The organism is Nissabacter archeti (genome assembly GCF_018257325.1).
GTDB classification, from domain to species: domain Bacteria; phylum Pseudomonadota; class Gammaproteobacteria; order Enterobacterales; family Enterobacteriaceae; genus Chimaeribacter; species Chimaeribacter arupi.
In genome coordinates this window covers 404,020-420,793 of sequence record NZ_JAERKB010000008.1, presented here as the reverse complement: position 1 = coordinate 420,793, position 16,774 = coordinate 404,020, and the positions used below count along the sequence as shown (strand labels likewise).

The window sequence follows — 16,774 nt, the reverse complement described above, 5'->3', positions numbered from 1 at the left end:
TTCGCAGGCGTGATGACGATTACATGTTGCTGATGATGTCGTCGCCGAACTCGCTGCATTTACGCAGGGTGGCGCCTTCCATCAGGCGTTCGAAATCGTAGGTCACGGTTTTGGCGGCAATCGCGCCTTCCATGCCTTTCACAATCAGGTCTGCGGCTTCGAACCACTGCATGTGGCGCAGCATCATCTCAGCAGAGAGGATAACTGAACCTGGGTTCACTTTGTCCTGGCCGGCATACTTCGGTGCGGTACCGTGGGTGGCTTCAAACAGCGCGCACTCGTCACCGATGTTGGCGCCCGGCGCGATGCCGATCCCGCCGACCTGTGCAGCCAGCGCATCAGAGATGTAGTCACCGTTCAGGTTCATACAGGCGATCACGTCATACTCAGCCGGGCGCAGCAGGATCTGTTGCAGGAAGGCGTCAGCGATCACGTCTTTGATGACGATCTCTTTGCCGCTGTTCGGGTTCTTGATTTTCACCCACGGGCCGCCGTCAATCAGTTCACCGCCGAACTCTTCACGGGCCAGTTGGTAGCCCCAGTCCTTGAAGGCACCTTCGGTGAATTTCATGATGTTGCCTTTATGCACCAGGGTCACGGAGTCGCGGTCGTTGGTTATCGCATACTCAATGGCCGCACGGACCAGGCGCTTGGTGCCCTCTTCAGAACACGGCTTAATGCCGATGCCGCACTGCTCTGGGAAACGGATCTTCTTCACGCCCATTTCGTTTTGCAGGAAGTTGATCACTTTATCCGCTTCTGCAGAACCGGCTTTCCACTCGATACCCGCATAGATGTCTTCGGAGTTCTCACGGAAAATCACCATGTCGGTGTCTTCCGGGCGTTTCACCGGGCTTGGGGTGCCCTGATAGTAACGCACCGGACGCAAGCAGATGTAGAGATCAAGCTGTTGGCGCAGGGCAACGTTCAGGGAGCGGATACCGCCACCGACCGGGGTGGTCAGCGGGCCTTTGATGGCCACACGGTATTCACGGATCAGGTCAAGGGTCTCTTCCGGCAACCAGACATCTTTGCCGTACAGTTCAGTAGATTTCTCGCCGGTGTAAATTTCCATCCAGGAAATTTTACGCTCACCCTTGTAAGCTTTCTCAACCGCTGCATCCACAACCTTGATCATGGCGGGGGTAACATCGACGCCGATGCCGTCACCTTCGATGAACGGGATGATCGGGTTATGCGGAACAACCAGTTTACCCTGAGCATCAACCGTAATTTTATTACCTTCCGCCGGAACAACTACTTTGCTTTCCATTAACCTCTCCTTCAAAGCGCACTTTGTTAATGATTTGTAAGATGCGTGTCAATACTACTTGAATATTCAGCCCGCGCCAATCTGAAACCGTTATCGGCTATAATGCGCCTATTGTGGCCAACGTTAAAGAACATGAAAAAAATCCCTGTTAAAAATCACCACGTTAAACGATTCAGCGCGCCTGCGGCCGCGCGCAGTGAAAAACCTGCCGGCCCGCGGCGCATTGTGCTGTTTAACAAACCCTTCGATGTGCTGCCGCAATTTACCGATGAAGCCGGGCGCGCCACCCTGAAAGATTTCATTCCGTTGTCCGGGGTGTATGCCGCCGGGCGGCTGGACCGCGACAGCGAGGGGCTGATGGTGCTGACCAATGACGGCAAATTGCAGGCTCAGCTCACACAACCGGGCAAACGCACCGGGAAAATCTACTATGTTCAGGTAGAGGGCGAGCCGGATGAGGCGGCGCTGGCGGCACTGCGCCACGGCGTGACGCTGAAAGACGGCCCGACCCTGCCGGCCGGGGTGGAACGCGTGACCGAACCGGCGTGGCTCTGGCCGCGTAACCCGCCCATCCGCGAGCGCAAGGCGATCCCCACCGCCTGGCTGAAAGTGACGCTCTACGAGGGGCGCAACCGGCAGGTGCGCCGGATGACTGCCCACATCGGGTTCCCGACCCTGCGGCTTATCCGTTATGCCATGGGCAGCGCCACCCTCGGCACGCTGGCCCCCGGCGAATGGCGGGAAGTGCCGCACCTTTAGTTCCGTTTCAGCTGTTCAAGGAGAGCCTATGTTCAAACCCCATGTTACCGTGGCCTGTGTGGTGCACGCCCAGGGCCAGTTCCTGGTGGTGGAGGAAACCATCCGCGGCAAACCGTTGTGGAACCAGCCGGCCGGGCATCTGGAAGCGGACGAAACGCTGGTGCAGGCGGCAGAGCGCGAACTCTATGAGGAGACCGGCCTGCGCGCGCAGGTGCAGCATTTCCTGCGGCTGCATCAGTGGATCGCGCCGGACAACACGCCGTTCCTGCGCTTCTGCTTTGCGCTTGACCTGCCTGCCCCGCTGCCCACCGCGCCGCAGGACAGCGACATCGACCGCTGCCTCTGGCTGCCGGCTGATGAGATCCTGCAGGCCACCAACCTGCGCTCGCCGCTGGTGGCCGAGAGCCTGCGCTGCTGGCAGCAGCCGGCACGCTACCCGCTCTCCCTGCTGGCGGCATTTAACTGGCCGTTCCCGGCCTAGGCAATTTGTGTGATTGTCGCATTCGGCGGTGCAGCAGCCCCGGCAACGTGTTAAAATCCGGCGCTCATTTTTAACAGGCATGGCCGGCCTGCCCCGCCATGCCGTGCGGCACGCGCGCTGCGCCTGCCGCCTGGTATACAGGCTCGTGAGATTCCCATGTCAGATAACAGTCAGAAAAAAGTAATCGTCGGCATGTCCGGCGGCGTTGATTCCTCGGTTTCCGCTTACCTGTTGCAGCAACAGGGCTATCAGGTGGCCGGACTGTTTATGAAGAACTGGGAAGAGGACGACGACGAAGAGTATTGCACCGCCGCCACCGATCTGGCGGACGCGCAAGCCGTGTGCGACAAGCTCGGCATTGAGCTGCACACCGTCAACTTTGCCGCCGAATACTGGGATAACGTGTTCGAGCTGTTCCTGGAAGAGTATAAAGCCGGGCGCACGCCGAATCCCGATATCCTCTGCAACAAAGAGATCAAATTCAAAGCCTTCCTGGAGTTCGCCGCAGAGGATCTGGGCGCAGACTACATCGCCACCGGCCACTATGTGCGCCGCCAGGATGTGGACGGCGTCAGCCGTTTGCTGCGCGGCATCGACGGCAACAAAGACCAGAGCTACTTCCTCTACACCCTGAGCCACGAACAGATTGCCCAGAGCCTGTTCCCGGTGGGTGAGCTGGAGAAGCCGGAAGTGCGCCGCATTGCGGAAGAACTGGATCTCATCACCGCGAAGAAAAAAGATTCCACCGGCATCTGCTTTATCGGTGAGCGCAAATTCCGTGATTTCCTCGGCCGCTACCTGCCTGCCCAGCCGGGCCGCATCCTCAGTGTTGACGGCGCCGACATGGGGCAGCACCAGGGGCTGATGTACCACACCCTCGGCCAGCGCAAAGGCCTGGGTATCGGCGGCGTCAAAGACGGCGGCGAAGACCCGTGGTACGTGGTGGATAAGGATGTCGAAAACAACATCCTGGTGGTCGCGCAGGGCCACGAGCACCCGCGCCTGATGTCCACCGGCCTGATTGCCCAGCAGCTGCACTGGGTTGACCGTCAGCCGCTGACCGCCCCACTGCGCTGCACGGTGAAAACCCGCTACCGCCAGCAGGATATTCCCTGCCTGGTGACGCCGCTGGATGGCGAGCGTATCGAGGTGCGTTTTGATGAGCCGGTGGCGGCCGTCACGCCGGGCCAGTCCGCCGTGTTCTATCTGGATGAGGTCTGCCTTGGCGGCGGCATCATCGAACAACGTATTCAGGGGTAACCGTGGCGAAAAATTACCATGACATCACGCTGGCGCTGGCCGGGATCTGCCAGTCAGCGCGGCTGGTGCAGCAACTGGCCCAGGACGGCCAGTGCAACCGCGACGCGCTGGCCGTCACGCTGAAAAGCGTGCTGGAAACTAACCCTGCCTCCACGCTGGCGGTGTTCGGTAATGACCCCGGCAACCTGATGCTGGGGCTGGAAACGCTGATGGGCGTGCTGAACGCCAACCGCCAGGGCCCCGGTGCCGAGCTGACCCGCTACACCCTGAGCCTGATGGTGCTGGAGCGCAAGCTGAGTGCCAGCAACGGCGCACTGGCGACCCTCTCTGAGCGCATCAGCCAGCTTGAACGCCAGCTGGTGCATTTTGATCTGGAATCCGACACGCTGATGAGCGCGATGGCCGCCATCTACGTGGACGTGGTCAGCCCGCTTGGGCCGCGTATCCAGGTCACCGGCAACCCCGCCATTCTGCAAAACCCGGCCATTCAGGCGCGGGTGCGTGCGGCCCTGCTTGGCGGCATCCGTGCCGCGGTGCTGTGGCAGCAGGTCGGCGGCGGCCGCCTGCAACTGATGTTCTCGCGTAACCGCCTGTTTGAACATGCTAAAAAGATTCTCGCCCAATGTTAACTATCACACCCCAGGAGTTGCTACCGATGGAATTATCCTCACTGACCGCCGTTTCCCCCGTTGATGGACGCTACGGTGATAAAGTCAGCGCGTTACGCGCTATTTTCAGCGAATTTGGTTTGCTGAAATTCCGCGTGCAGGTTGAAGTACGTTGGCTGCAAAAACTGGCCTCCTGCACCGGCATTGCAGAGGTTCCTGCATTTGATGCCGACGCAAACGCTTTCCTTGATGAAATCGTCGCCAATTTCAGCGAGCAGGACGCGCAACGGATCAAAGAGATTGAAAAAACCACCAACCATGACGTCAAGGCGGTGGAGTATTTCCTGAAAGAGAAAGTGGCGGCCGTCCCGGCGCTTAACGCCGTGTCTGAGTTTATCCACTTCGCCTGCACCTCCGAGGACATCAACAACCTCTCCCACGCGCTGATGCTGAACACCGCACGTGACGAAGTGGTGCTGCCTTACTGGCGTAAGCTGATTGACGCCCTGAAAGCGCTGGCCCATGAGTACCGCGACATCCCGTTGCTCTCCCGTACCCACGGCCAGCCGGCGACCCCGTCCACGCTGGGCAAAGAGTTCGCCAACGTCGCGTACCGCATGGAACGCCAGTACCGCCAGCTGGCGCAGGTGGAAATCCTCGGCAAAATCAACGGCGCGGTCGGCAACTACAACGCCCACCTGGCCGCCTACCCGGACGTGGACTGGCACCAGTTCAGCGAGGAGTTTGTCACCTCCCTCGGCGTGACCTGGAACCCCTACACCACCCAGATTGAGCCGCATGACTACATCGCCGAGCTGTTCGACACCATGGCGCGTTTCAACACCATCCTGATCGATTTCGACCGCGACATGTGGGGTTACATCGCCCTCAACCACTTCAAGCAGAAAACCATCGCCGGGGAGATTGGCTCCTCCACCATGCCGCACAAGGTGAACCCGATTGACTTCGAAAACTCCGAAGGCAACCTCGGCCTGGCGAACGCCGTGCTGGGCCACCTGGCCAGCAAACTGCCGGTTTCCCGCTGGCAGCGTGACCTCACCGACTCCACCGTGCTGCGTAACCTCGGCGTCGGCGTCGGCTACGCGGTGATCGCCTATCAGGCCAGCCTGAAAGGCATCAGCAAGCTGGAAGTCAACGAAGACAACCTCGCCTATGAGCTGGACCACAACTGGGAAGTGCTGGCCGAGCCGATCCAGACCGTGATGCGCCGTTACGGTATTGAAAAGCCGTATGAGAAGCTGAAAGAACTGACCCGCGGCAAGCGCGTGGACGCCGCCGGGATGCAGGCGTTTATCGATGGCCTGGCACTGCCGGAAGAGGAAAAAACCCGCCTGAAAGCCATGACGCCGGGCAACTACCTCGGCCGCGCCGTGCAGATGGTGGATGACCTGAAATAAGCGTTTCTGACCTCCTGCCTCACCGGGCGGCACCCCGCCGCCCGTTTTCCCCGGTTTGCCTCCCCTGTTGCGCCTCCGTTTGCCCGGTTATCCCGGCGGTTTACCTGTGGTTTAGCCGGCGCAGTGATAATAGGCGCATCCGGGCAGCCGGCGGCGACAAAAGTCTCGGGCAAACACAGCGGTTCCTGCCATAATGGCGGGCTGAGCCTGACCGGGCCGCGCGCCCGGCTCCCCACTCATGGCAGCATTTCAGAGGAAACAGCTATGCGCGTTTTGGTCGTGGAAGATAATGCCCTGCTGCGCCATCATCTGGCGGTTCAGATGCGGGAGATGGGGCATCAGGTGGATGCCGCCGAAGATGCCAAAGAGGCGGATTACTTTTTGCGGGAACATGCGCCGGACATCGCGATTGTGGATCTCGGCCTGCCGGGCGAAGACGGGCTGAGCCTGATCCAGCGCTGGCGCAGCCACCAGACCACGCTGCCGATCCTGGTGCTGACCGCGCGGGAAAGCTGGCAGGACAAAGTGGCGGTGCTGGAAGCCGGGGCGGATGACTACGTCACCAAACCCTTCCATCTGGAAGAGGTGATTGCCCGGATGCAGGCGCTGATGCGCCGCAACAGCGGGCTGGCTTCCCAGATTATCAGCCTGCCGCCGTTCCAGGTCGATTTGTCACGGCGGGAGCTCAGCATCCATGACCAGCTGATCAAGCTCACCGCCTTTGAGTACACCATTATCGAAACGCTGATTCGTAACGCCGGTAAAGTCGTCAGCAAAGATGCGCTGATGCTGCAACTCTACCCGGATGCCGAACTGCGCGAGAGCCATACCATCGATGTGCTGATGGGCCGCCTGCGCAAAAAGATCCAGGCCGGTTACCCGCATGAGGTGATCACCACCGTGCGCGGCCAGGGCTACCGCTTTGATGTGGGCTGACCGGCACCATGCCTGAGGCCAGCCCGCGATGAGCCGCCGTACGCCTTTTTCGCTCCGCGCCCGCTTCCTGCTGGCCACCGCGGCAGTGGTGCTGGCGTTGTCCCTGGCGTATGGGCTGGTGGCGGTGGTCGGCTATATTGTCAGCTTTGATAAAACCGCCTATACCCTGCTGCGCGGCGAAAGCAACCTGTTCTTCAGCCTGGCGCAGTGGCGCGATAAACGGCTGACCATCACCGTGCCGCCGGATCTTGACCTCAACTCCCCGACGCTGGTGCTGATTTACGATGACCACGGCACCCTGCTGTGGCACCAGCGCGCCGTGCCGGGGCTGGAGTCCCGCATCCCGCGTGACTGGCTGCGCAAGGGCGGCTTCTACGAGCTGGACGCCGACCCGCACCTCAGCAGCACCGTGGTCGGCAATAATCCCCATGCCCAGCGCCAGTTAAAAGGGTACGAAGAGGATGAGCCGTCACTGACGCACTCGGTGGTGGTGAATAAGTACGCCGCCACTGCCCGCCTGCCGCCGCTGAGCATCGTGGTGATCGACACCATCCCGCAGGAGTTACAGCGCAGTGACCTGGTCTGGCAGTGGTTCAGCTATGTGCTGCTGGCTAATCTGTTGCTGGTGCTGCCGCTGCTGTGGCTGGCGGCGCACTGGAGCCTGCGGCCGATCAAGGTGCTGGCGCAACAGGTGGGCGAGCTGGAGAAGCGCGAACGGGAGATGCTGGAGGTGAACCCGCCGCAGGAGTTGCGCAGCCTGGTGCGTAACCTCAATGTGTTGCTGAACAATGAGCGCGGCCGCTCCCTGCGCTACCGCACCACCCTCGCCGATCTGACCCACAGCCTGAAAACCCCGCTGGCGGTGCTGCAATCGACCCTGCGCGCGTTGCGCGGCGGCAAACAGCTCACCATTGAGCAGGCTGAGCCGGTGATGCTGGAGCAGATCAGCCGCATCTCCCAGCAAATCGGCTACTACCTGCACCGCGCCAGCCTCGATTCAGAGAAAAACGTGCTGACCCGCGAAATCCACTCCGTCTCCGCCCTGCTCGACAGCCTCTGTTCCGCGCTCAATAAAGTCTACCAGCGCAAGGGCGTGGTGCTGACGCTGGAGATCCCGCCGGAGCTGACCTTTATCGGCGATAAAAATGACTTTATGGAAGTGATGGGGAACCTGCTCGACAACGCCTGCAAATATTCGCTGGAGTTTATTGAGGTCAGCGCCATTCCGGCGGAAAACCAGCTGGTGCTGGTGGTGGACGATGACGGCCCGGGCATCCCGCCCGCCAAACGTGAGCTGATTTTCCAGCGCGGCCAGCGCGCGGACACGTTACGCCCCGGCCAGGGTATCGGGCTGGCGGTGGCGAGTGAGATCATCATGCGTTATCAGGGCAGCATTACCCTCAGCGACAGCCCGCTCGGCGGCGCGCGGATGCAGGTAACCTTTGGCCGCCAGGGTGAGTCTGGGGAATAAATGCCCGCCTGATGGCTTTTGCGCAGGGAAATACACGCGCCGCGCCCGGCATCCGTTATACTCGCTGCTAGTCTCCCCCGAACAGTGGAATACACAATGGATTACCAACTTGACCTCGACTGGCCTGATTTCCTGCAACGTTACTGGCAAAAGCGCCCGGTTATCCTGAAGCGCGGCTTCAAGAACTTTATTGACCCGATCTCCCCGGATGAACTGGCCGGGCTGGCGATGGAAAATGAGGTCGACAGCCGGCTGGTCAGCCATGACGAAGGCAAATGGCAGGTCAGCCACGGGCCGTTCACCAGCTTTGATCATCTGGGTGAGACGAACTGGTCGCTGCTGGTGCAGGCAGTTGACCACTGGCATGAGCCGTCTGCGGCGCTGATGCGCCCATTCCGCCACATCCCGGACTGGCGCATGGATGATCTGATGATCTCCTTCTCGGTACCGGGCGGCGGCGTTGGCCCGCATCTCGACCAGTACGATGTGTTTATCATCCAGGGCACCGGCCGCCGCCGCTGGCGCGTGGGGGAAAAGGTGGCGCTGAAGCAGCACTGCCCGCACCCCGACCTGCTTCAGGTCGAGCCGTTCGATGCCATCATTGATGAAGAGATGGAGCCGGGCGACATCCTCTACATTCCGCCGGGCTTCCCGCATGAAGGCTATTCGCTGGAAAATGCGCTGAACTACTCCGTGGGCTTCCGTGCGCCGAACGGCCGCGAGCTGGTGAGCGGTTTTGCCGACTACGTGCTGTCACGCGAGCTGGGCAGCAAGCGCTACAGCGACCCGGACCTGCCGGCGCGTGAGCAGCACGCGGACATCCTGCCGCAGGAGCTGGACGGCCTGCGCGGCATGATGCTGGAGCTGTTGCAGCAGCCGGAGCACTTTGAGGGCTGGTTTGGGGAGTTTATTTCCCAGTCGCGCCACGAGCTGGATCTGGCACCGCCGGAGCCGCCGTACCAGGCCGGTGAGATTTATGAGCTGATGCAGAGCGGCGAAGTGCTGCAACGCGTCGGCGGCCTGCGGGTACTGCGGATTGGCGAGCGCTGCTTTGTGAACGGTGAGCGCATGGAAACAGAACATGCGGCAGCGGCAAATGCGCTCTGCCAGCACATGACGCTGGATGCCTCGCACTTCGGCGATGCGCTGGATGACCCGTCCTTCCTGGCGCTGCTGGCCGCGCTGGTGAACAGCGGCTACTGGTACTTCAAAGACTGAGTGACCGGCAAACCCGCCGGCCAATGAAAAAAGCCGGGCAGCCTGCGCTGCCCGGCTTTTTTATGCCTCGTTTCAGGCGCTTTTGGCGCGCTGCGCGGTGAGTTCGGCAATACGGGTGATCACCGACACCGATTTTTCCATCCCTTCCAGGGTGGCGAACTCATGTTTGCCGTGGTAGTTGTAACCGCCGGTGAAGATGTTCGGGCACGGCAGCCCCATAAACGAGAGCTGTGCGCCGTCCGTCCCGCCGCGGATCGGCTTCATCACCGGCTCGATGTCATTGTCTTTCATCGCCTGCGCGGCAATCTCAATGATGTGCGGGTGCTTCGCCACCTCCTCGCGCATGTTGTAGTAGCTGTCCTCCAGCGTCACCTCAATGTAGCAATCCGGGTGCAGCCCCTCGCCTACCTGTTCCGCCACGCTTATCAGCTGCTGTTTGCGCGCCTCAAATTTCTCGCGGTCAAAATCACGGATGATGTAGTGCATCTCTGCACGGTCAACGCTGCCTTTCATGCTGTTCAGGTGGAAGAAACCCTCGTAACCGGCGGTGTGCTCCGGCGTCTCCGCCGGCGGCAGCGCCTGATGGATACGGGTCGCCAGTGACAGGGCGTTCACCATCACCCCTTTGGCGGTGCCGGGGTGGACGTTATTGCCGACAATTTTAATCGTGGCCGAGGCGGCGTTGAAATTCTCATACTCCAGCTCGCCCACGCCGCCGCCGTCCACGGTGTAAGCCCACTCGGCCCCAAACGCCGCGACATCAAAGACGTGCGGCCCCTTGCCGACTTCCTCATCCGGCGTAAAGGCCACCCGGATCTCGCCATGCGGAATGTCACCCTGTTTCAGCCGGGCCATCGCCGTCATGATTTCAGCGATACCAGCTTTGTCATCCGCGCCGAGCAGCGTTTTGCCGTCGGTGGTGATCAGCGTCTGCCCCAGTAACTGGTGCAGCACCGGGAACATCACCGGCGACAGCACCTCCTCACCGCTGCCCAGTGCCACATCGCCGCCGCGGTAGTTCTCGACAATCTGGGGGTTCACATTTTTCGCAGTAAAATCCGGCGAGGTATCCAGGTGCGAAATAAAACCGATCACCGGCACCGGCCAGTCCACATTGGCCGGCAGGGTCGCCATCACGCAGCAGTGCTCGCTCAGGGTGATCGCCTCCAGCCCCAGCGCGGCCAGCTCCTGCTGCAATGCATGGGCCAGTTTCCACTGCCCTTCTGTGCTCGGCACCTGGCGGACATTCACTTTTGACTGGGTATCAATAGAGACGTAATGCAGAAAACGATCGAGTAAGTTATCCATAGTCTATCCTCTGAGAGCCGCGGGCCATTATGCGCAGCCTGATGGGGTGAGTGTATTGCGTCAGGTCAGTTTTCATCTTTGTTAACCTTAGCGTTTATTTGCCCCGTTTGGGCCGCTTACGCACTGTTTGCCGGGTTTTTCCCCGCTCAGGCTGCGTAAGCATTGGTGATACCGGCAGTTTCACGTAGAATTCACCCCCTCCGAGATCTGACTCACTGTATGAGACGATAGCCTGCTGCGCGCTGCCAAATCGGCAACCTGAGCACAAGAAAAGAGTGCCCCGATAAATGACTGAAAACCTGTCTCCGACCCCCCTGGTTACCCTGAGCGGATTGAGTAAAGCCTTTGACGGCAAAACCATTATCCGCGATCTCAACCTGACCATTAATCATGGCGAATTCCTGACCCTGCTCGGCCCGTCCGGCTGCGGCAAAACCACGGTATTGCGCCTGATTGCCGGCCTGGAAGAGACCGACAGCGGCACCATCATCCTGGATGGCCAGGATGTGACTGCCGTGCCGGCTGAACACCGCCACGTCAATACCGTTTTCCAGAGCTACGCCCTGTTCCCGCACATGAGCGTGTTTGAGAATGTGGCCTTTGGCCTGCGGATGCAGAAGACGCCGGAGGCGGAGATCGCCGGCCGGGTGACCGATGCGCTGCGGATGGTGCAACTGGATGAATTTGCCCAGCGCCGCCCGCACCAGCTTTCCGGCGGCCAGCAGCAGCGGGTGGCGATTGCGCGGGCGGTGGTCAACCGCCCGCGGGTCTTGCTGCTGGATGAGTCGCTCTCCGCGCTGGACTACAAATTGCGCAAACAGATGCAGAACGAACTCAAAGCGCTGCAACGCAAACTCGGCATCACCTTTGTGTTCGTCACCCACGATCAGGAAGAGGCGCTGACCATGTCAGACCGTATCGTGGTGATGCGTGACGGGCGGATCGAGCAGGACGGCACCCCGCGCCAGATTTATGAGGAGCCGGAGAACCTGTTTGTCGCCAGCTTTATCGGTGAAATCAACATTTTTGAGGCACAAGTGATCCGCCGCCTGGATGACCAGCGCGTGCGCGCCTGGGTCGAGGGGCGTGAGTGTGACATCACCGTGAACCAGCTGGCGGTGACGCCGGGGCAAAGGCTGAACGTGCTGCTGCGCCCGGAGGATCTCAAAGTGCAGGAGATTAACGAGGGCGACACCGCCGAGGGCTTTATCGGCCATGTGCGGGAGCGCAACTACAAAGGCATGACGCTGGAGTCCACGGTGGAACTGGCCAGCGGCAAACTGGTGATGGTCAGTGAGTTCTTCAACGAGGATGACCCGGATGTGGATCACTCCCTCAACCAGACCGTGGCGGTGACCTGGATCGAAAGCTGGGAGGTGGTGCTCGCCGATGAACAGCTCACGTAAGCTTTTTCAGCGCGGGGTGATCCTGCTGGTGGTGGCCTGGCTGACACTGTTTGTCTTCCTGCCGAACCTGATGATCATCGGCACCAGTTTCCTGACCCGCGATAACGACAGCCTGGTGCGGATGGTGTTCTCGCTGGACAACTACCGGCGGCTGCTGGACCCGCTGTACGCCGATGTGCTGCTGCACTCGCTGAATATGGCGCTGATCGCCACCCTCTGCTGCTTGCTGATTGGCTATCCGTTCGCCTTTATCCTGGCGCGGCTGCCGGCCCGCGTGCGGCCGTTGCTGCTGTTCCTGCTGATTGTGCCGTTCTGGACCAACTCCCTGATCCGCGTTTACGGGCTGAAGATTTTCCTCAGCACCCGCGGCTACCTCAATGAGTGGCTGATGGCGCTGGGGCTTACCGATACACCTCTGCGCATTATGTACACGCCGCAGGCGGTGATCCTCGGCCTTATCTACATCCTGTTGCCGTTTATGGTGATGCCGCTCTACGCCAGCATTGAAAAGCTCGACAAAGCCTATCTGGAGGCGGCGCGCGACCTGGGCGCAGGCAAGGTGCAGACCTTTGTGCGCATCATCCTGCCGCTGACCATGCCGGGCATTATCGCCGGCAGTTTGCTGGTGATGCTGCCGGCAATGGGGCTGTTCTACATTGCTGACCTGATGGGCGGTGCGAAAAACCTGCTGATCGGCAATGTGATCAAGAGCCAGTTCCTGAATATCCGTGACTGGCCGTTCGGCGCGGCCACCAGCATCTGCCTGACGCTGCTGATGGGCCTGATGCTGCTTGTTTATTACAAAGTGGCGAAAGCGCTGAACAAAAAAGGGGAGCTGGAATGATTGGACGCGGGTTGCGCGGCGGCTTTATGGCGCTGGTGTACGCTTACTTTTATATCCCCATCATCATCCTGATCGTGAATTCGTTTAACAGTTCACGCTTTGGCTTTAACTGGCAGGGGTTCACTACCCGCTGGTACAGCACCCTGATGAATAATGACAGCCTGATCGAGGCGGCACGCCACTCCGTGACGATGGGCGTGCTCTCCGCGACCTTTGCGACGCTGATCGGCGCGCTGACGGCGGTGGCGCTCTACCGCTACCGCTTCCGCGGCAAGCCGTTTGTCAGCGGGATGCTGTTTGTGGTGATGATGTCGCCGGACATCGTGATGGCGATTTCGCTGCTGGTGCTGTTTATGCTGGTGGGGATGTCGCTCGGCTTCTGGTCGCTGCTGTTTTCCCATATCACCTTCTGCCTGCCGTTTGTGGTGGTCACCGTCTATTCGCGGCTGAAAGGGTTTGATGTGCGGATGCTGGAAGCGGCCCGTGATCTGGGGGCCGGGGAGTTGACCATCCTGCGCAAAATCATCCTGCCGCTGGCGATGCCTGCGGTGGCCGCCGGCTGGCTGCTGAGTTTTACGCTGTCGATGGATGATGTGGTGGTGTCGTCGTTTGTCACCGGGCCGGATTACGAGATCCTGCCGCTGAAGATCTACTCGATGGTCAAGGTCGGGGTATCGCCGGAGATCAATGCGCTGGCGACCCTGCTGCTGGCACTGTCACTGGTGCTGGTGCTCGCCAGCCAGTGGCTGTTGCGTGACCGGTCATCCCATCAGGGGTAGCAACCGGTTGCTTCCTTTCACGCCGGGCGCTCCTTATACTGGGCGCCTGGTTTTTTAATGGACGGCCGAGACGTCCGGATGGTGAAACACCCCTCCCGTGCCGCAGGCACACTGGAGAGAGGGTGATTAACAGGGGTAACAATGAAAAAAACAGCACAGTGGCTGGCAGCGGGCTTACTGGCCGCCAGCGCCTTCGCCCAGGCGGATGACAACAACACCTTATACTTCTACAACTGGACGGAGTACGTCCCGCCGGGCCTGCTGGAGCAGTTCACCAAAGAGACCGGCATCAAGGTGATTTACTCCACCTATGAGTCCAACGAAACCATGTACGCCAAGCTGAAAACCTATAAAGAGGGCGCGTACGACCTGGTGGTGCCGTCGACCTATTTTGTGTCGAAAATGCGCAAAGAAGGCATGTTGCAGAAGATCGACAAAAGCAAGCTCAGCCACTTCTCTGCCCTGGACCCGAACCTGCTGAACAAGCCGTTTGACCCAGGCAATGACTACTCAATCCCTTACATCTGGGGTGCCACGGCGATTGGGGTCAACAGTGACCAGATCGATCCGAAAACCATCACCGGCTGGGCCGACCTGTGGAAGCCGGAATACAAAGGCAGTCTGCTGCTTACCGACGATGCGCGTGAAGTGTTCCAGATTGCGCTGCGCAAGCTCGGCCACTCCGGCAACACCACTGACCCGAAAGAGATTGAGGCGGCCTACCAGGAATTGCGCAAGCTGATGCCGAACGTGCTGGCCTTCAACTCTGACAACCCGGCGAACCCATACATGGAAGGGGAAGTGAACCTCGGTATGGTCTGGAACGGCTCCGCCTACGTGGCGCGCCAGGCCGGCACACCGCTGACGGTGGTGTGGCCGAAAGAGGGCGGGATTTTCTGGATGGACAGCCTGGCGATCCCGGCCAACGCGCATAACGTGGAAGGCGCGCACAAGCTGATTGATTTCCTGCTGCGCCCGGAAGTGGCGGCGCAAGTGGCGGAAACCATCGGTTACCCAACGCCGAACCTGGAAGCGAAAAAACTGCTGCCGCCTGAGGTGGCGAATGACCCGTCGCTCTACCCGTCTGACGCGGTGATGAAAAACGGTGAGTGGCAGAATGACGTCGGCACCACCAGCGAGCTGTACGAAACGCTTTACCAGAAACTCAAAGCCGGGCAGTAAACGGCTTCCCTGCCGGGCGCGCCCTGCGCCCGGTTATCCGTGCCTTACTGCCACTTCCCTTCCCCACCGGCGATCATCTGGCGGACAAACGCCGGCACCACCTCACTCGCCAGCCCATACTGCCGCTCATCAAACTGGCTTTCGACCTGGCTCGGCTCCAGGTTCAGCTCCACCGTGTGCGCCCCGCTCAGCCGCGCCTCATGCACAAAGCCCGCCGCCGGGTAAACATGGCCGGAGGTGCCTATCGAGATAAAGTAATCCGCTTTCGCCAGCGCCTGATAAATCTCATCCATGCCGATCGGCATTTCGCCAAACCACACCACATGCGGGCGCAGCGGTGACGGGAACTGGCAACAGTGGCAGCGGTCATCCACTGTCAGGTCGCCCGGCCACTCAATCACCTGGTTGGAACGGGTACAGCGCACTTTCAGCAGCTCGCCGTGCATATGCAGCACCCGCTGGTTACCGGCGCGTTCGTGCAGGTTATCGATATTCTGCGTCACCAGCAGGAAGTGGTCGCCCAGGTTTTCTTCCAGTTCTGCCAGTGCCAGATGGGCGGCGTTGGGCGCAATCGCCGGTTGCTGCAACTGTTGCCGCCGGGCGTTGTAGAACGCCTGCACGCGCGCCGGATCACGCTGGAACCCTTCCGGCGTGGCGACATCCTCCACGCGGTGCTCCTCCCACAGCCCGTCCGCCGCGCGGAACGTGCGGATGCCGGACTCCGCGGAAATGCCCGCGCCGGTCAATACCACCACAAAAGGTTTTTTCATCTCGGTAACCGCCATATTGTCACGATGGAAAATGCGTGAGCGAAATCGTTGGTGCCGCAAATGTTTCAGCTTGCGGAACCGGCGCAGCCTGTGGCGTGTGTGCATGACACCTGCTCCTCTGTACTGCGGTGCGCGACCCCGGATGGGATAACGTTACTCTAACAAATTTAGGCAGGCTGCCCCGCGCGCGCCACCTGCATCGCCATAGCGGGCTTTTTCAATGCGCGGCGGCTCACAGCCCGGCAACAGGTGGGCCGGCAGGCGCGCGGCCAGCGCCGGGTAAAGCTCATCCACATTCGACAGGCCGCCGCCAATCACCACCAGATGCGGGTCCAGCACGGTCAGCAGGTTGCCGAGGCAGGCCGCCAGCAGGTCGGCGTAGCGGTCAACGTGCGCCACGGCAATGGCGTCCCCGGCCCGGTAGCGCGCCATGATCGCCGGGGCGGTGAGCGGTTGGCCGCCGCCCAGGGCATATAAGCGCTCAAACCCACGGCCGGAGAGGTAACCCTCCATGCAGTCGGTCTGGCCGCAGCCGCACACCACCGGCGCGGCATCAGGCCCCAGCAACGCCCGTGCATCCACCGGCAGGCGCATATGGCCCACTTCCCCGGCCACGCCGTTACGGCCGCCAAACACCCTGCCGTTAAACACCAGCCCGCCGCCGACGCCGGTGCCGAGAATCAGCCCCAGCACGCTCGGGTAGGCACGGAATTCGTCATCCCAGGCTTCTGAGAGCGCAAAACAGTTGGCATCATTGTCAATGCGGACGTCACGCCCCAGCAGGCGCGCCAGATCCGCCTGCAACCGCTTGCCGGATGCCGCCGGGACATTGGCGGAAAACAGCGTGCCGTCAGCCTTAATCAGGCCGGGAATACCGATGCCGACCCGCCCGCCACCGACACGGGCATCGGCCTCCTGCACCAGCGCCGCCAGCGCCGCCAGCAACGCCGCGTAGTCATCCCGCGGGGTCGGCACCCGTTTCTGCCACCGCCGGGTGAGCTGCCGGTCAAACACCGCCAGCTCAATTTTGCTGCCGCCCATATCAATGCCGTAATACATGC

General features: G+C 60.7%; 16 protein-coding genes. 12 read left to right on the top strand and 4 right to left on the bottom strand.

The features are described 5' to 3' along the window. Positions 1–19 precede the first annotated feature (19 nt). The gene (gene icd / locus JK232_RS13630; protein WP_072925305.1) at positions 20–1,273 is read right to left on the bottom strand and encodes an NADP-dependent isocitrate dehydrogenase; all 1,254 of its coding nucleotides are present in this window, start codon (positions 1,271–1,273) and stop codon (positions 20–22) included. Positions 1,274–1,405: 132 nt separating this feature from the next. Here icd and rluE point away from each other — a divergent pair, with 132 nt between their 5' ends. The 8 genes from rluE to JK232_RS13590 all read left to right on the top strand — a co-directional run bounded on the left by rluE (position 1,406) and on the right by JK232_RS13590 (position 9,424). After that, on the top strand, positions 1,406–2,032 hold the full coding sequence (rluE, locus tag JK232_RS13625) for a 23S rRNA pseudouridine(2457) synthase RluE (RefSeq protein WP_079205139.1): 627 nt from the start codon (positions 1,406–1,408) through the stop codon (positions 2,030–2,032). 28 nt (positions 2,033–2,060) lie between these two features. Further along, on the top strand, positions 2,061–2,513 hold the full coding sequence (locus tag JK232_RS13620) for an NUDIX hydrolase (protein WP_072925310.1): 453 nt from the start codon (positions 2,061–2,063) through the stop codon (positions 2,511–2,513). Positions 2,514–2,669: 156 nt separating this feature from the next. Next, entirely contained in the window at positions 2,670–3,773 is a 1,104-nt protein-coding gene (gene mnmA / locus JK232_RS13615; protein ID WP_072925313.1) for a tRNA 2-thiouridine(34) synthase MnmA, read from the top strand. Between the two features lie 2 nt (positions 3,774–3,775). Next, positions 3,776–4,402, top strand: coding sequence for a high frequency lysogenization protein HflD (hflD, locus tag JK232_RS13610; RefSeq protein WP_072925316.1), 627 nt, complete (start codon positions 3,776–3,778; stop codon positions 4,400–4,402). Positions 4,403–4,428: 26 nt separating this feature from the next. Beyond that, entirely contained in the window at positions 4,429–5,799 is a 1,371-nt protein-coding gene (gene purB, locus JK232_RS13605; protein ID WP_072925320.1) for an adenylosuccinate lyase, read from the top strand. 264 nt (positions 5,800–6,063) lie between these two features. Next, positions 6,064–6,735: a two-component system response regulator PhoP gene (gene phoP, locus JK232_RS13600; protein ID WP_072925322.1), complete on the top strand. Its 672-nt coding sequence runs from the start codon at positions 6,064–6,066 to the stop codon at positions 6,733–6,735. A 28-nt stretch (positions 6,736–6,763) separates the two neighbouring features. Continuing rightward, a complete protein-coding gene (phoQ, locus tag JK232_RS13595) occupies positions 6,764–8,206 on the top strand; it encodes a two-component system sensor histidine kinase PhoQ (RefSeq protein WP_072925325.1) in 1,443 nt (480 codons plus the stop codon). 96 nt (positions 8,207–8,302) lie between these two features. Further along, positions 8,303–9,424 carry a ribosomal protein uL16 3-hydroxylase gene (locus JK232_RS13590; RefSeq protein WP_072925329.1) on the top strand — a complete coding sequence of 374 codons (1,122 nt, stop codon included), beginning with the start codon at positions 8,303–8,305 and terminating at the stop codon, positions 9,422–9,424. 72 nt (positions 9,425–9,496) lie between these two features. Here the strand turns inward: JK232_RS13590 and pepT are convergent, their stop codons facing one another. Further along, positions 9,497–10,732 (bottom strand): peptidase T, encoded by a 1,236-nt coding sequence (pepT, locus tag JK232_RS13585; RefSeq protein WP_072925331.1) that lies wholly within the window; start codon positions 10,730–10,732, stop codon positions 9,497–9,499. Between the two features lie 287 nt (positions 10,733–11,019). Between pepT and potA the strand changes: the two genes are divergently transcribed. From potA to potD, 4 genes are all read left to right on the top strand, one after another. Continuing rightward, a complete protein-coding gene (gene potA, locus JK232_RS13580; protein WP_072925334.1) occupies positions 11,020–12,138 on the top strand; it encodes a spermidine/putrescine ABC transporter ATP-binding protein PotA in 1,119 nt (372 codons plus the stop codon). Next, positions 12,122–12,982: a spermidine/putrescine ABC transporter permease PotB gene (gene potB / locus JK232_RS13575; RefSeq protein WP_072925337.1), complete on the top strand. Its 861-nt coding sequence runs from the start codon at positions 12,122–12,124 to the stop codon at positions 12,980–12,982. Before potA ends, potB begins: the two co-directional genes overlap by 17 nt. Next, a complete protein-coding gene (gene potC, locus JK232_RS13570) occupies positions 12,979–13,761 on the top strand; it encodes a spermidine/putrescine ABC transporter permease PotC (protein ID WP_101854324.1) in 783 nt (260 codons plus the stop codon). The genes potB and potC overlap by 4 nt, the downstream gene beginning before the upstream one ends. Before the next feature lie 141 nt (positions 13,762–13,902). Then, a complete protein-coding gene (gene potD, locus JK232_RS13565; protein ID WP_072925343.1) occupies positions 13,903–14,943 on the top strand; it encodes a spermidine/putrescine ABC transporter substrate-binding protein PotD in 1,041 nt (346 codons plus the stop codon). Positions 14,944–14,987: 44 nt separating this feature from the next. On the opposite strand, the gene cobB is transcribed toward potD, so the two are convergent. Both cobB and nagK read right to left on the bottom strand, forming a co-directional pair. Continuing rightward, positions 14,988–15,818, bottom strand: coding sequence for a Sir2 family NAD+-dependent deacetylase (cobB, locus tag JK232_RS13560; protein ID WP_072925347.1), 831 nt, complete (start codon positions 15,816–15,818; stop codon positions 14,988–14,990). Between the two features lie 48 nt (positions 15,819–15,866). Next, positions 15,867–16,772: an N-acetylglucosamine kinase gene (gene nagK / locus JK232_RS13555; RefSeq protein ID WP_101828494.1), complete on the bottom strand. Its 906-nt coding sequence runs from the start codon at positions 16,770–16,772 to the stop codon at positions 15,867–15,869. Between the last annotated feature and the right edge of the window lie 2 nt (positions 16,773–16,774).

Coding starts and splice junctions, on each gene's coding strand:
- icd (WP_072925305.1), bottom strand. CDS start 1,273: ATGGAAAGCAAAGTAGTTGTTCCGGCGGAAGGTAATAAAATTACGGTT.
- rluE (WP_079205139.1), top strand. CDS start 1,406: ATGAAAAAAATCCCTGTTAAAAATCACCACGTTAAACGATTCAGCGCG.
- JK232_RS13620 (WP_072925310.1), top strand. CDS start 2,061: ATGTTCAAACCCCATGTTACCGTGGCCTGTGTGGTGCACGCCCAGGGC.
- mnmA (WP_072925313.1), top strand. CDS start 2,670: ATGTCAGATAACAGTCAGAAAAAAGTAATCGTCGGCATGTCCGGCGGC.
- purB (WP_072925320.1), top strand. CDS start 4,429: ATGGAATTATCCTCACTGACCGCCGTTTCCCCCGTTGATGGACGCTAC.
- phoP (WP_072925322.1), top strand. CDS start 6,064: ATGCGCGTTTTGGTCGTGGAAGATAATGCCCTGCTGCGCCATCATCTG.
- phoQ (WP_072925325.1), top strand. CDS start 6,764: ATGAGCCGCCGTACGCCTTTTTCGCTCCGCGCCCGCTTCCTGCTGGCC.
- JK232_RS13590 (WP_072925329.1), top strand. CDS start 8,303: ATGGATTACCAACTTGACCTCGACTGGCCTGATTTCCTGCAACGTTAC.
- pepT (WP_072925331.1), bottom strand. CDS start 10,732: ATGGATAACTTACTCGATCGTTTTCTGCATTACGTCTCTATTGATACC.
- potA (WP_072925334.1), top strand. CDS start 11,020: ATGACTGAAAACCTGTCTCCGACCCCCCTGGTTACCCTGAGCGGATTG.
- potB (WP_072925337.1), top strand. CDS start 12,122: ATGAACAGCTCACGTAAGCTTTTTCAGCGCGGGGTGATCCTGCTGGTG.
- potC (WP_101854324.1), top strand. CDS start 12,979: ATGATTGGACGCGGGTTGCGCGGCGGCTTTATGGCGCTGGTGTACGCT.
- potD (WP_072925343.1), top strand. CDS start 13,903: ATGAAAAAAACAGCACAGTGGCTGGCAGCGGGCTTACTGGCCGCCAGC.
- cobB (WP_072925347.1), bottom strand. CDS start 15,818: ATGCACACACGCCACAGGCTGCGCCGGTTCCGCAAGCTGAAACATTTG.
- nagK (WP_101828494.1), bottom strand. CDS start 16,772: ATGTATTACGGCATTGATATGGGCGGCAGCAAAATTGAGCTGGCGGTG.